The sequence below is a fragment of the Corynebacterium atrinae genome (assembly GCF_030408455.1).
GTDB classification, from domain to species: domain Bacteria; phylum Actinomycetota; class Actinomycetes; order Mycobacteriales; family Mycobacteriaceae; genus Corynebacterium; species Corynebacterium atrinae.
This window is the reverse complement of record NZ_CP046977.1, coordinates 474,777-488,708: the sequence shown is the minus strand read 5'-3', so window position 1 is coordinate 488,708 and position 13,932 is coordinate 474,777. Positions and strand designations below refer to the sequence as shown.

At 66.7% G+C, this 13,932-nt stretch carries 15 protein-coding genes; 9 read left to right on the top strand and 6 right to left on the bottom strand.

The features are described 5' to 3' along the window. The first annotated feature begins 75 nt into the window (after positions 1-75). From CATRI_RS02495 to CATRI_RS02485, 3 genes are read left to right on the top strand one after another with little or no spacing between them, the layout of a single operon-like run. Positions 76-1,128 carry a methionine ABC transporter ATP-binding protein gene (locus CATRI_RS02495; RefSeq protein ID WP_290219397.1) on the top strand — a complete coding sequence of 351 codons (1,053 nt, stop codon included), beginning with the start codon at positions 76-78 and terminating at the stop codon, positions 1,126-1,128. Beyond that, positions 1,125-1,802: a methionine ABC transporter permease gene (locus CATRI_RS02490; RefSeq protein ID WP_290219396.1), complete on the top strand. Its 678-nt coding sequence runs from the start codon at positions 1,125-1,127 to the stop codon at positions 1,800-1,802. Before CATRI_RS02495 ends, CATRI_RS02490 begins: the two co-directional genes overlap by 4 nt. A 10-nt stretch (positions 1,803-1,812) precedes the next feature. Then, entirely contained in the window at positions 1,813-2,571 is a 759-nt protein-coding gene (locus CATRI_RS02485) for an HAD hydrolase family protein (RefSeq protein WP_290219394.1), read from the top strand. On the opposite strand, the gene CATRI_RS02480 is transcribed toward CATRI_RS02485, so the two are convergent. After that, the gene (locus tag CATRI_RS02480) at positions 2,531-3,415 is read right to left on the bottom strand and encodes a ferredoxin family protein (RefSeq protein ID WP_290219391.1); all 885 of its coding nucleotides are present in this window, start codon (positions 3,413-3,415) and stop codon (positions 2,531-2,533) included. The genes CATRI_RS02485 and CATRI_RS02480 overlap by 41 nt on opposite strands. Before the next feature lie 116 nt (positions 3,416-3,531). Between CATRI_RS02480 and CATRI_RS02475 the strand changes: the two genes are divergently transcribed. Next, positions 3,532-4,155, top strand: a complete 624-nt coding sequence (locus CATRI_RS02475) for an AMIN-like domain-containing (lipo)protein (protein ID WP_290219389.1) — start codon at positions 3,532-3,534, stop codon at positions 4,153-4,155. On the opposite strand, the gene CATRI_RS02470 is transcribed toward CATRI_RS02475, so the two are convergent. Continuing rightward, positions 4,146-5,627: a DNA polymerase Y family protein gene (locus tag CATRI_RS02470; protein ID WP_290220916.1), complete on the bottom strand. Its 1,482-nt coding sequence runs from the start codon at positions 5,625-5,627 to the stop codon at positions 4,146-4,148. The genes CATRI_RS02475 and CATRI_RS02470 overlap by 10 nt on opposite strands. A 2-nt stretch (positions 5,628-5,629) precedes the next feature. Continuing rightward, positions 5,630-6,298 carry a DnaE2-dependent mutagenesis accessory factor ImuA' gene (gene imuA' / locus CATRI_RS02465; RefSeq protein WP_290219387.1) on the bottom strand — a complete coding sequence of 223 codons (669 nt, stop codon included), beginning with the start codon at positions 6,296-6,298 and terminating at the stop codon, positions 5,630-5,632. Positions 6,299-6,353: 55 nt separating this feature from the next. On the opposite strand from imuA', the gene CATRI_RS02460 reads away from it, so the two are divergent. After that, positions 6,354-6,767 (top strand): hypothetical protein, encoded by a 414-nt coding sequence (locus CATRI_RS02460; protein WP_290219385.1) that lies wholly within the window; start codon positions 6,354-6,356, stop codon positions 6,765-6,767. 23 nt (positions 6,768-6,790) lie between these two features. Here CATRI_RS02460 and CATRI_RS02455 read toward each other — a convergent pair whose 3' ends face one another. The 3 genes from CATRI_RS02455 to CATRI_RS02445 are packed head-to-tail and all read right to left on the bottom strand — an operon-like array spanning position 6,791 to position 8,890. After that, entirely contained in the window at positions 6,791-7,036 is a 246-nt protein-coding gene (locus CATRI_RS02455; protein WP_290219384.1) for a hypothetical protein, read from the bottom strand. A 1-nt stretch (position 7,037) separates the two neighbouring features. Further along, a complete protein-coding gene (locus CATRI_RS02450; protein ID WP_290219382.1) occupies positions 7,038-7,688 on the bottom strand; it encodes a response regulator in 651 nt (216 codons plus the stop codon). A gap of 5 nt (positions 7,689-7,693) precedes the next feature. Beyond that, positions 7,694-8,890 (bottom strand): ATP-binding protein, encoded by a 1,197-nt coding sequence (locus CATRI_RS02445; RefSeq protein ID WP_290219380.1) that lies wholly within the window; start codon positions 8,888-8,890, stop codon positions 7,694-7,696. A gap of 112 nt (positions 8,891-9,002) precedes the next feature. Between CATRI_RS02445 and CATRI_RS02440 the strand changes: the two genes are divergently transcribed. The 4 genes from CATRI_RS02440 to CATRI_RS02425 all read left to right on the top strand — a co-directional run bounded on the left by CATRI_RS02440 (position 9,003) and on the right by CATRI_RS02425 (position 13,922). Beyond that, positions 9,003-10,061: a PspC domain-containing protein gene (locus CATRI_RS02440; protein ID WP_290219378.1), complete on the top strand. Its 1,059-nt coding sequence runs from the start codon at positions 9,003-9,005 to the stop codon at positions 10,059-10,061. Between the two features lie 86 nt (positions 10,062-10,147). After that, complete coding sequence (locus CATRI_RS02435; RefSeq protein ID WP_290219377.1) at positions 10,148-10,918, top strand: LamB/YcsF family protein; 771 nt, start codon at positions 10,148-10,150, stop codon at positions 10,916-10,918. Further along, positions 10,915-12,474, top strand: a complete 1,560-nt coding sequence (locus CATRI_RS02430) for a 5-oxoprolinase subunit B/C family protein (protein WP_290219375.1) — start codon at positions 10,915-10,917, stop codon at positions 12,472-12,474. The genes CATRI_RS02435 and CATRI_RS02430 overlap by 4 nt, the downstream gene beginning before the upstream one ends. Beyond that, positions 12,471-13,922, top strand: a complete 1,452-nt coding sequence (locus CATRI_RS02425; RefSeq protein WP_353959731.1) for an acetyl-CoA carboxylase biotin carboxylase subunit — start codon at positions 12,471-12,473, stop codon at positions 13,920-13,922. The genes CATRI_RS02430 and CATRI_RS02425 overlap by 4 nt, the downstream gene beginning before the upstream one ends. Positions 13,923-13,932: the final 10 nt, after the last annotated feature.

Here is a 13,932-nt window from a genome sequence, read left to right as displayed (position 1 = left end):
ACGCTCGTATCTCCATCCCTGCCCCGTCGTCTTTCCAGCGGCGGGGTTTCCCCCATCATGAAGGGCTGTAAAGAAGTGACAGCACCCACTAGTCGACCCACTAGTCGCGGTACGCGCATCGAGTTCCGCGGCGTCGAAAAGGTCTTCCACACCCCGAACAAGACCGAAGTCCGCGCCGTCGACGGCGTCACCCTCACCGTCGAGCCGGGCGAAATCCTCGGCGTCATCGGCTATTCCGGCGCCGGCAAGTCCACCCTCGTGCGCCTCATCAACGGCCTGGATAATGCCACCGCTGGCGAGTTGCTTCTCGACGGCACCGATGTCGTCGGCCTCCCCGAGGCCAAGCTGCGCTCCATCCGCCGCGGCATCGGCATGATCTTCCAGCAGTTCAACCTCTTCCACTCGCGCACCGCCGCCGGCAACATCGAGTACCCGCTCAAGCTGGCGGGCATGCCCAAGGCGGAGCGCAAGCAGCGCGTGGCGGAGCTCCTCGACTTCGTCGGACTGGGCGACCGGGGCGGTTCCTACCCGGAGCAGCTCTCGGGCGGCCAGAAACAGCGCGTCGGCATTGCCCGCGCCCTGGCCACCAAGCCCAGCCTGCTCCTGGCGGATGAGGCCACCTCGGCTCTCGACCCGGAGACCACCCAGGACGTGCTCAACCTGCTGCGCGAGATCAACCGTGAGCTGGGCATCACCATCGTCGTCATCACCCACGAGATGGAGGTCGTGCGCTACATCGCCGACAAGGTCGCGGTCATGGAGAACGGTCGAGTCGTCGAGTATGGCAGCGTCTACGAGGTCTTCTCGCAGCCGCAGACCGACGTCGCCGCCCGCTTCGTCTCCACCTCCCTGCGTAACACGCCGGACCGGGTGGAGGCGGAGGATCTCCTGGCTCACGACGGACGCCTGTTCACCATCGACCTCACCGAGGATTCCGGCTTCTTCGCCGCCGCGGCGAGGGCCAGGGAGGGTGGCGCCCGGATCGGTATCGTGCACGGCGGCGTGACCACGCTCCAGAAGCACTCCTTTGGCAAGGTGACGGTCCGCCTATCCGGACCCGATGAGGCCATCGAGGGCTTTTACACCGACCTCACCCGCACCACCGATATCCAGGAGATCAAGCGATGACCACCACCATTCTCGCCGCGAACTGGGACCGTTTGGGCGGTACCTTCCTCGAGGCGATCGTCGATACGCTCATTATGGTGTCGCTGACCATGGTGGTCGGTGGCCTCCTCGGCCTGCTGGTGGGCGTGCTGCTCTACACCACCCGTTCGGGCGCGGTGCTGCAGAACAAGCCGGTGTATTGGGTCCTCAACCTGCTGGTGAACTTCATCCGCCCGATCCCGTTCATCATCATGATCGCCATGTTCGCGCCACTGACGCTGTCGGTAGTGGGTACCACCATTGGCCGTTCGGCGGCCGTGTTCATCATGTGCATCGCCGCGACGTTCGCGGTGGCCCGCATCGTGGAGCAAAACCTCGTCGCCATCGATCCCGGTGTCATCGAGGCCGCGCGCGCCATGGGTGCCAGCCCGCTGCGGATCATCACCACGGTGATCCTGCCGGAGGCGCTCGGACCGCTCATCCTTGGCTACACCTTCATCTTCATCGCGGTGGTCGATATGTCCGCCATGGCCGGCTACGTCGGCGGCGGCGGTATCGGTGACTTCGCCATTGTCTACGGTTACCGCAACTACGACCTGGAAGTCACCTACGTGGCTGTCATCGTCATCGTGGTCATCGTCCAGATCGCTCAGCTGCTGGGCAACTGGATCTCTCGGAAGATCATGCGCCGCTAGGCTGACAAGCATGAAGATTGCGGCGTTCGACATCGACGGCACGATTTTGTTCCCCGAGGGGATCGCGCCCGATGTCCTCGCCGCCTTGCAGGAGTGGCAGGCCGCAGGCCACCTCGCGGTGGCCGCCACCGGCAAGTCGCGTTCCGCGCTCGATCATGCGTTGCGCCCCTACGGCTTCCGCTTCGATTACGACATCATCTACACCGGCGCCGTCGTCGCTGGCACCCCCTTCCGCGCCACGTTGCCGGTTGCGCTGGTGCGTCGGCTGATCGCCATGCTTATCGACGTCCCCGGGGTCATCGTCTTTGCCACCATGCTCGGCGAGCGCGATGCGCTCTTCACGCAGCTGCCCGCTGGGTCGGCGGACAGCACCATCATCCGCGATTACACGCGAATGGAGCTGGCCGATATCACCGATGCCCACGAATTCGTCGGCATCCCGCTGTTGGTCACCGAGGGCGACCTCCACGAACTCGCCCAGCGTGTGGCGGAGCAGTTCCCCGAGGTGGACGTGGTTACCAACCAAATGTTCGTGGATATCTTGCCCAAGGGCGCGTCCAAGGGCGACGGGCTGATAAACCTCCTGTCGCACCTGGGGCTTGCGCGTTCACAGGTCACCCTCTATACCTTCGGCGATTCCTGGAACGACCTCTCGATGCACGCCATCGCCGATCGCTCCTTCGCCTTCCCCTGGTCCCCCGCCGAGGTCATCGACACCGCCGATGAGGTCATTGATTCGGTTGCGGGGGCATTGCCTCAATTGCGCTAGCCACCCACACCGCGGAGGTCTTCGGGGCATCGCCACAGGAGGAGATGACGCCCGTTACCTCTTTCTTCTCTAGCTCCACCGCCCAGCGGCGACCATCGGCGTGGGTGACCACCACCGGGTCCCCCTCGACGACCGTGAGGTCGCCGTAGCTGAGTCGATCCAGCATCCCCGCCACCGCCACCTCGGCGACCTGCCCGCGCGGGCCATAAAGCCCGCACCCGCGGTTGCCAGGCTGGAACCATTCCCCCTTGATCGCCGCCGCCACCATCGCCGACGCCGCCTCCACATTGAGCCGCCCGAAACTATAACCCCAGGGCATGAGCAGGATGGAGGGGGCGAAGCGGTGGCCTTTGGTGTGCGAGGTCTCCCATACCCCGGGGAAACGGTCGGCCAACTCCGCGGCGAGGGGACGGCCCTTGACCGCGCAGCACACGTCGCGCTTGCCATGGGTGCACACCAACACCAACGGGTCCTCGACCGGCTGACCACCGTTGCGCCCGGGGCCAGAAAGATCGAGGTCGAGGATGGCCTCCGGCCCATCGACCGCCAACAGTTCGGTGCAGGCTTGTTCCACGAACACCAGGTACAGGCGATGCTTGTCCACCTGCCGCCCGTCCCGCCCCGGTTGGCGGATCAGCTGCAGGCCCGCGACCTTGCCCAGCTTCTTTTTCAGCTGCGCCGTCAGTTCCTCCCCGAATACCCCGCCGTCGAGGACGTCACGGCTCCACCCCTGCGGCCACTCCAAAATGACGTACACCCGTTCCGTTTTGGCGGAACCGGGTAGAGGCTCCCCCGTCACATCGGAGCAACGCTGCACTTCGTCCGCCGATTCAGTCTCATCCATGCCACCACAATAACGTTGTCCGGAGGGGGTGCCCTTTTACAACGATTCGTTCACGATCGCCCGTATCAACCGAATCTGACTTCACCCTTGCCCGTTCCTGAGTCTACGGTGAGTATATGACCGTGCTTCACCGCGTTTTCCGCGTTCCGCTGGCTGCCCTCGTGTGTCTGGGCTGCGTTGGCCTGGCCTCCTGCTCGACGGGCCAGCCCACTGACCCCTCGGGATCCTCAGCCACGCCAACGGATACCTTGGCAGCAGCCACCATGGGCACCGGCTCCGCACCTTCCGCCGACGCCGGGATCACCCCGCTCGGCAACGCTGACACCACGATGAAAACCCTCCGCCCCGAGGCCCCTTCCCAGCTGATGGTCTCCGGGGTGCGCGTGGGTAGCCACGAGGGCTTTGACCGGGTCGTCTTCGACCTCGTCGGCGACGGCGAACCCGGGTGGTTCATTGATTACACCACCGCCCCCGCCCAGCAGGGCTCCGGCAAGCCGATCACCTTCGAGGGCCCCATCGCCCTCAACGTCAACATTGATGGCACGACGTACCCCTTTGAACTAGGTAAAGAAGACCCGAACATCGGCACGGTCGCAGGTTCCGGCAACGTCACCCAGGTCATCTCCGAAGGCACCTTCGAGGGCCGCTCCCAGTTCATCATCGGGCTGAACAAGAAGCAGCCTTACTCCGTCCAGGTCTTGCAGGACCCGCACCGCCTGGTCATTGACATTCAGCCGTAGGCTGCCTCGATCCGCCACTCCCCGCCCGCCCAGACGAGCAGCCACGCTCGCGGGTAGTCCTCCTCGTCCGCCTGCCCCACCACCTGCAGGCGGGCGACTTTGTGTGGGGTGCTTCCCCACCAGCCGGTGTCCACGGGCCACGGCCCCGCCCAGGCGGCCACCCAGTAGCGGTGCCGCCCCCACCCCAGCGCATGGGGCGGGGAGCTGAGGAGGGCCTCGACGGTGACGCGGATGTCGCGCCCCTCGGCGTCGATAAGCCGGACCCGGGACGCCGGGTGAGCCAACCGCGCTGGCAGGGGCCCGGGGATGCGGCCCGGCCAGCTGCCGTCAGGCACCGGATCCCGGCTCTCCCCGTAGGGGACGAGATCAATGCGCTCCGCGACGCCGCGGCCACCGACGAGCCGGGGCTGCAGCACGGCATCGATCCCCAGGCTTGATTGCACCCGGCTGATCACCCGCTGGGCATTCTTCTTCTCCTCCGGCGCATAAGAATCGGGGTAGGCCGTCTCCAACGGTTCCAAGATGAGCGAGGCGATCGCCCCCGCCCCGCCCGCCGTGAGCCACCCGTCGAGCTGCCAGCGCACCCGGTCGGCGGTAGCGGCTTCGTCGAGCGCCTCGCGCGTGCGCCAGATGCGTTCGAGGCGGGTGCCATCGCTGAGCTCGGCGATGACGCGGAGCCGGAGGCAGCTCAGGCCGGCCGCCCGTAGGCGTTCGTGGAGCGTCGCGGCCAGCTGACGGGCAGCGAAGGCAGCCGCGTCGACCCGCTCGATGGGCTCCTCCGGGGTCACCGCCACCGAGAGATCCGCCGCCGGCAACTCAGGCGCCACCCGCCGATCCGGGAGGGCCTGAGCGATGCGGTGGCAGCGCATCCCAGCCGCACCAAAGCGGGTGGATACCGCCGTCGCGGGCAACGCCGCCAGCTCGCCCAAGGTGCGCACACCGAGATCCTGCAGCGCGGCGACAACCTCACCCTCGGGCAGGAGCGTGACGGGCTGGCCCGCGAGGAACTGCCTCGATCCCCCGACCGGCACCACCGCGCCGAGGCGCGCGGCGATGAGCGCGGTGGCGATCTCGTCCGCGACGCCGACGAAGGAATCGATGCCGCGACGCGCGGCGGCATCGATAAGCTTCTCCACAGCCGCCCCCTCCGAACCATGAAACCGCCCCGCCGCACCCACATCCACGAGGACCAACCCCGGGCGGAGCACCTCGATGGAGGAGGCGACATCATCCAGGCCAGCGGCAATGGACTCGAACATACGACCATCCCGATCCGGGTCCGCATCGAGGACAACGATCCCGGGACACAACGCCTGCGCCTGACGCACCCGCATGCCCCGGCGCACGCCCGGCACCGAGCAGACCTGCACGCGATGCTGGGCGGCGATGAGGATCTCCGGTGGCAGGCTTTCATCCTCGATCCGGGCCGCCTGCACGGGCCAATCGGGGAACCACAGCGCGGCGACCCGCATGTTCACACCGCCCGCAGCTCAGCGCGGCGCCCCACCGTCATGGTTCCCCGCGTCGGGCGATGCCCCTTGGCCTCAACCTCGACGTGGATATCTAACCCCTGGATCCGCCCCCGACCGAGACCAATGCCGCGAAAGGTGCTCACGGTGGCCCCGATTCGGGCGGCCGGGGAGGCGACCTGGAGTCCGACGAATACGAGGGCGGCCGAGCCCTCGCGGAGCTTAGCCAGCAGCGGGCGCGCCCGAGCCGGGGACAGCTGCCCCGTGGAATGCACGATGACCAGGTCCAAGCCCTCGACCAAGACCGCGGCCACCTCTAATGGGTCCACGCCCGGATCTGGCACGACGATGACGCGCTCCAGATTCCCCTGTTCGCTCACACCGGCGAGCGAGAGTTCCGGCCAGCCCACCACCCCGACGTGTCCACCGGTGGCGGTAGCATGCGAGATGAGTTCCACGACGAGCGCGGGACAATCCGCGATTTCGGTGACAGCCCGGCGGGCCAGGCCACCCTGCGGCAGTAGTCGGCCCAGCTCGGAGGGGACGCCAAGGAGTGCCGTCGGAACAAGCTTGGGGGCACCCATGCGGGAGCGCAGGAGCTCGATGCGCTCGCCGCGGCTCAGACCGGCCAGCTCCTCAGCTCCCACAGCATTCCGAACAGGTGTTCCATTCATAGGGACAAGTATGCGCCGGTTTCCCGGGTAACGTCAACTGGTAGCGTTGGCCAGCATGAACGCCTATTCCAACCTGCGCTCACACGTCACCCCGATCCCCACTCCGGCCATCGTCCGGCTGGGTACCTCACTCCTCATCGGGCTGGGCGTAGCCGTGTTGTCCACGCAACTACCCCGGGGGATTCAGGTTGCCGTCATGGTCGCGGCCATCGCCGCCGGCCTGTTGCTCATGTTCGGCCACCCCTACCGCCGGGAGATGAAGGAATTCCTGGAGAAGCACAATGCCGTGGTCAAGCCGCGCCTCACGCAGGTCATGCCACTATTTTTCGTCTGGCTCGCGCTCATGATCGTGCCGGTGTTCGCGCCGCTGCCCGTGTGGGGCACCGCGCTGATCTGGCTGGCCGTGTTCGGGTGGATGTACTGGGTGTTCCCGCATGTCGACGGCTCGCGGGCGCTGGCCTACGCCTAAAAGTTACGCCTAGAAGTACCCGCCTAGAATTCCTGCCCGGCCTCGCGGGCACGGCGCCCCATGGCGTTGAGCTTGATGTTCGCCCAGTTGTAGAAGGCGTGCATGCCGGAGAAGATCACGAGGATGAGCAGGAAGGATGGCAGCCACCACCCCCAGGAGAGGCCCGCCTGCCAGATGACCAGGCCGGTGAAAATCAGCGCCGCGATGAGCACGCGCCCGGGTTGGAAGGTGTAGCGACGGTCGTCGTCGCGGGCTAGTTTTTCGGCCATATTAATCAAGGTCCCGGGAGTGAGCCCAACGAGTGAGGGCGTGGCGGTTAGACTGCTGCGTCTTGCGCAGAATGTTCGAGGCGTGGGTTTCCACGGTTTTCACGGAGATGAACAGCTCCGTGCCGATCTCCCGGTAGGTGTAGCCGCGAGCCAACAGCCGCAGCACCTCCAGCTCCCGGCGGGTCAAGGCATCGACGACGGGGTCCTCGATGCGCTCGGGCTCGTCCGTGGGGTCTTCCACGACCTCGCCGCCGGCGAAGGCGTCGAGCACGAACCCGGCGAGGCGGGGCGAGAAGTACGCGTCACCGCCATGGACGCGTTTGATGGCTTCGGCCAGCTCCGCGCCGGAAATGTTCTTGGTCACGTACCCGCGCGCCCCGGCGCGGATGAGGGAGATGACGTCCTCGGCGGCATCGGACACGCTCAGCGCCAAGAAGGTGGTGTCGGCGGTGACCCCCTGCACGACGGCGATGCCGCCGCCGTCGGGCATATGGACGTCGAGAAGCACGACATCGGGGACGGTAGCATCGATTCCCTCGATGGCCTCCCTTACTGTGCCGGCATCGCCCACGATGTCGACCTTGCCGCCTAGCTCGGCGCGGACGCCGGAGCGGAACACGGAATGGTCATCGACCAGGAACACCTTCACCATGCCGTTCAGGATACCGGCAGCGCCAGGCTGAGGGAGACTTCCGTCCCCTCCCCGACCGCAGAGCGGATCCGCGCCGTCCCGCCGACCCGCTCCATGCGGGCATAGATGGACTCCCGGATGCCGTGGCGATCCTCCGGGAAAGCCTCCGGATCAAAGCCCGCCCCGCGGTCGCGCACGAAGATGGATAGCTCGCCGCCGAGCAGCTCAGCGTAGACATCAAGCGTATCGACGCCCGCGTGTTTCGCCGCGTTCACCATCGCCTCCCGCGCGGCGAGGATCACCGTCTGCGACTCATCCGTGATCTCCTGGTCCGTGCCCACCGTCACCGGGGCAATGCGGATGCCAAACAAGTCCTCAACCTCACCGCAGGCGGTTTCCACCGCGGCGAAAACGGACTGGGAGTTTTTCTCCTCCGCCTCGAACAGCCACTGACGCAGCTCCCGCTCCTGGCCACGCGCCAACCGCAGAACCTCCTCCGGGTCCTCGCTGCGCTTTTGGATGAGCGCCAAGGTCTGCAGGACCGAATCGTGCAGGCGGGAGGCAATCTCCGCCCGCTCCTCACTGGCCGCCTTCAACGCGCGCTCCTCCGCCAGGTTGTTCCACAACCGCAACAGGAGGGGCCCACCCAGGGCGAGGACGCCACCCAAGGTCAGCAGCACAGCCATGATCGCCGGGAGGAAACCCCCATTCTGTTCATCCAGGAACGACAAGATGAGCACGATGCCCGCAATCATCAGCCCCACGCCCAGGATGATGCTGATGTAACTGCGTCCCGAATTAATCCCCCGGTCATAGGCCTGCCAGGCCAGGAAAGCACCGAGCCCGGCGATGGCGAGGGGGATCAGCGCCCGGCCGGGAATGCCCGAGGCAAACCTCGCTGCAAAGAAGAACCCCACGACGGCGACGATGACGAACGAGAAGTTCACCCACCGGGGCACATTCATCCGGTGGGTCGGGGCGGGCACGTCGGGGGAGGACTTGCTCAGCAGCCAGATCCCGGCGTAGGCGAACAGCCCCACCCCGGAGAGGAAGGCACCCACGAAGAAGGCCAGGCGCACATAAAAGACATCCACCTTGAGGTGGCTCGCCAAACCCGATGCCACCCCCGCAATGACCCGCCCTTGTTGAGAGCGGGCATACACCGGGTACGGCCCGGCTGAGGGACGCTCCTGTGCGTAAGGCACCGTGGCGGAAGAAGTCATGTTTCCGATCTTGGCACGAGGGCCACCCCGATACATCGGGGCAGACCCTGAAATCTGGAAATCAGGGTGGCCCCCGATGTTTTTCGGCCAGCACAGCGCCCACAATGAAGCCATGAGCACCTCGACCGATACCTTCCGCCAGATGTGGGATACCCGCCCACCCCGTATCCCTTCCAGCCAAGGCGGCAACGCCAAGGTGGCCGGCGTCTGTGAGGGCATCGGCGTTCGCTACCAAATCGACCCGACGCTGGTGCGCATCGCTTTCGTCGCCGCCAGCTTAACCTTCGGTGGCGGCCTCGCTGCCTACGCCCTCGCGTGGCTGTGTATGCCCCGCTACGGCATGCACAACTCCCCCCTGCAGGCGGTCATCCGCCCCTCCGACCAGATCCCGGAGGCGGAGAAGGGGGAAAAGACCACCGGTTTCGTCCTCCTCGCAGTCCTGCTGCTTATCCCCGGCCTCATCTGGGGATCCAACGGAGTCGGCTCCTCCGCCTTGCTCGCCATCGCAGTGATGATCATGGCCTGGTGGGCCCTGTATCAGCGCACCCCGGTTCCCCCGGCTGGCCTGCTAGCGGACCCGCCGGTAGAGACCACGCCCATTGATCTCTCCTCCTATGAGCCCGCCGACGGCACCCCGTACCCGCCCGGGCGCACCACCCCTCCTGCTTGGGATCCGCTCGGGGCCGCCCCCTTCGCCTGGGATCTGCCGGAACCGGGCCCTGCTCCGCAGCAGAAGAAGAAAGCGCGCATCTGGCCGTGGGTCCTCGTCGGCATCGGTAGTGCCCTGGCCATCTCTGCGGCCATCGTGGTCGGCATCTTCGGCGCGGTCTTCTACGTCAACAACTCCACCGATGGCACCGGGGACACCACTCATGTCCCGGCCAACGAGACGGAACTGGCGAGCCAGTACGAGGGACTCGTCGGGCAGACCACGGTCGACCTGCGCCAGCTCTCTCCCCTGCAGGAGGCCCGCGATGTCACCATCGACGCCGGCGTCGGCCGGCTCAATGTCTACCTCCCCACGAACGTCCCGGTGGACCTCACGTGCGACACCGGCCTCGGCGAGATGGACTGCACCGACGGCCTGTATAACAAGGACGCAGAGGGGGAAACCCTGACGCTGACCGTCGAGGGCGCTATTGGTGAGGTGTTGGTGCACACCGGCAGCTAGTTAACGTGATGGGCTTCACATTCCCCCGGCTTCCCGCTAGGATTGAGAAAATTGTTCAACAATCCGCGCGATGACAGTGCGGGGGAATGGAGCGCGTCATGGTGTTCATCGACCTCAACGCCGACCTGGGAGAAACAACCGCCGGCAACCCCGTCGCCGACGACGCCTCCATGCTGGAGCTCGTCTCCAGCGCCAACGTCGCCTGCGGCTTCCACGCCGGTGACCCCCACGACATCTCCACCACCCTCTCTTCTGCCGCCGCCCGAGGTGTCAGCATCGGCGCCCACGTCGCCTACCGTGACATCCCCGGCTTCGGGCGCCGCTTCATCGACTACGCCCCCGCCGAGCTCACCGCCGAAATCCTTTATCAGATTGGCGCGCTCGACGCCCTCGCCCGGGCCCACGGCACCCACGTCAGCTACGTCAAACCCCACGGCGCCCTCTACAACGCCATCGTGCACCACGACACGCAGGCCAAGGCCGTCGTGGACGGCATCAAGGCCTTCGGCGGCGACCTCCCCGTTATGCTGCTCCCCGGCGGCGTCGCCATTGACCACGCCGAGCGCGCCGGGCTGCGGGTCATCCGAGAAGCCTTCGCCGACCGGAACTATCTCCCCGACGGCACCTTGGTCTCCCGCAAGGAGGCCAACGCGGTTCTCAGCGACTCAGAACAGGTAGCCAACCGCGTCATCGAGATCGCCCACACCGGCTCCCTCACCGCCGTCGACGGCTCCACCCTGCGCGTCGACGCAGAATCCGTCTGCATCCACGGCGACTCCCCCGGCTCCGTGCAGCTGGCCCGCGGCATCGTCTCCGCGCTCTCGGCAGCCGAGATCGACATCCGGAGCTTCCTGTGACCCCGATCGTGCACCGCGTGGGCACCCGGGCCGTCCTCGTCGAATTACCAGAGCTTATCGACGTCATGGCCTGGCACGCCTCCCTCAGCGCGCAGCCCCTGCCCGGACAAACAGAGGTCATCGCGGCCGCCACCACCGTCCTCGTGAAAACCTCCTCCCCCCGCTCCGCCCAACAGGCCGCCCTCACCCTGCGGGACTACACCCCCACGGTTGACGCGGAGCAGGGTGGGCAGGCCATCAGCATCGACGTGGTCTACGACGGCGAGGATCTCTCCGAGGTCGCCTCCCTCTTATCCATCTCCACCGAGGAGCTGATCACCCGCCACACCTCAGAGACCTGGCTCGCCGCCTTCGGTGGTTTCGCCCCCGGCTTTACCTATTGCGTCCCCACCGTCGGTGAGTGGGACGTTGCCCGGCGCGACTCCCCCCGCACGCAAGTCCCCGCCGGGGCCGTGGGCCTGGCCGGCAACTTCTCCGCCGTCTACCCACGTACCTCTCCGGGCGGGTGGCAGCTCATCGGCCACACCGACACCCCCATGTGGAATCCGGCGAACGATTCCCCCGCCCTGCTCTCACCAGGCGACACCGTCACCTACCGGGCGGTGCGGGAACGAGTAGCCGTGGCCCCCGCTCCCAGGCAGGAGGAGTCGTCGTCCCCTGCCCAGCCCGCGCTCACCGTCCTCTCCCCCGGCCTCCAGACCCTCTTCCAGGATCTCGGCCGCCCCGGCCACGGCGACATCGGCGTCAACTCCTCTGGTGCCGTCGACCGCGGCAGCGCCTGGACCGCCAACAGTCTGCTGGGCAATGATCGCCACGCGACCCTGCTGGAAAACATCGGCGGGTTAAGCCTCGAAGCCCTGGTCGATACCGTCCTGGCCGTCACCGGTGCCCACGCCGAAGTCACCATCACGGATGCCAACGGTGCTTCATCGGCTCGTTCGCTGGCCGCCCCGCTCCAGCTCACTGCCGGTTCCACCCTCACGGTGTCGCCGCCAACCGAGGGCATGCGCAACTACCTCGCCGTGCGCGGCGGATTCGTCGCCCCCGAGACCCTCGGATCCTCGTCCACCGATATTCTTTCCGGCCTCGGGCCGGCCCCCGTCAGCGAGGGCGAGACATTGAGTGTGGGTGATGCGGTGACCACGGCGGCCGTCGGCAAGCAATGCCCCAACCCCCTTCTCACCGGCGACATTCGCTGCGTCCGCGGGCCGCGCGCCGACTGGTTTAGCCGAGAGGAACAGCATCGATTCTCCACCATGGAATGGTCGGTGACCAGCCAATCCAACCGGGTGGGCGTGCGCCTCGACGCCCCCGAACCACTCACCCGCACCCGCGACGGCGAGCTGGCCAGCGAGGGCATGATCTCCGGCTCCATCCAGGTCCCACCCAACGGGCTGCCCGTCATCTTCCTCGCCGACCACCCCGTCACCGGCGGCTATCCGGTCATCGGCACCGTCGTCGCCGAGGACCTCGACATCGTCGCCCAGCTCTCCCCCGGCGCAACCGTCCGCTTCGTTTTCGTTGACCCCGACACCTTTACCGAGGACCCCTCATGACCCAGCTTGCCTCCGTCCTCATCGCCAATCGCGGCGAGATCGCCGTGCGCATCGCCCGCACCGCCCGCGACCTCGGCATCCGCTCCATCGCCGTCTACACCGAGGCCGATGCCGAATCCATGCACGCCGCCATCGCCGATGAGGCCTACGCCATCCCCTCCTACCTGGACATTCCCGCGCTTATCGACGTCGCTCTGCGCACCGGCGCCAGCTGCGTCCACCCCGGCTATGGGTTCCTGTCCGAAAACGCGGACTTCGCCCGCGCCGTGCAGGACGCCGGGCTGGTGTGGGTGGGCCCCTCACCGGAGGCCATCGAGACCCTGGGCAACAAGATCTCCGCCCGCGCACTCGCCCGCGAGGTCAACGCCCCGCTCGCCCCCGGCACCGAAGAGCCGATCAGCGACTGGCAGGACGCCCTCGCCTTCGCCGAAGAACACGGCCTGCCCATCGCCATCAAGGCCGCATTCGGACGCAGCCTCACCGTCGTCCGCGACGTGGGCGACATCGAGCACGCCTTCGCCTCCGCCAGCCGCGAAGCCCAGGCCGCGTTCGGGCGCAGCGAGTGCTTCGTGGAGAAGTTCCTCCCCCGTCCCCGCCACGTCGAGGCACAAGTGCTTGCCGACGCCCTCGGCAACATCATCGTCCTCAGCACCCGCGACTGCTCGGTGCAGCGCCGCTTCCACAAACTCATCGAGGAGGCCCCCGCGCCTTTCCTCAGCGAATGGCACAACTCCGAGATTATCGAAGGCGCCCGAGCCATCTGCCGCGCCGCTGATTACACCGGTGCCGGCACGGTGGAGTTCATCGTCGCCGCCGACGGAACGATCTCCTTCCTCGACTTCAACACCCGCATCCAGGTGGAACACCCCATCACGGAAGCCATCACCGGCATCGATATCGTCGCCGAGCAATTCCGCATCGCCGCCGGCCACCCCCTCTCCGTAATCGAGGACCCCGTCCCCACCGGCCACGCCTTCGAATTCCGCATCAACGCCGAAGACATCGCCCACGGCTTCGTCCCCAGCCCCGGCACCATCACCGCCTTCGAACCGCCCACCGGCCCGGGCCTGCGTATCGATTCCGGCGTGCGCACCGGTTCCCCCGTCTCCGGAACCTATGATTCCCTCCTGGCCAAGCTCATCGTCACCGGCCCCACCCGCGCTATCGCCTTGCTCCGCGCCCGCGACGCACTGAAAGAATTCTCCATCCGCGGCGTCCGGACCACCCTGCCCTTCCACCGGGACATGGTGGAACACCCCTCCTTTGCCGGCTCGGACCTCGCGGTCTACACCGACTGGGTCGACCACAACTACCAACCAGGACTATCCACCGACGTGGAGGATATTGCGTCACTGCACGAGGAGCGGATGTCCTTCGCCGTCGAAGTCAATGGCCGCCTCCACCAGGTAACCATCCCCGCTAGTTCCCTGATGGCCGAGGAGAATTAAACTCAAGTTC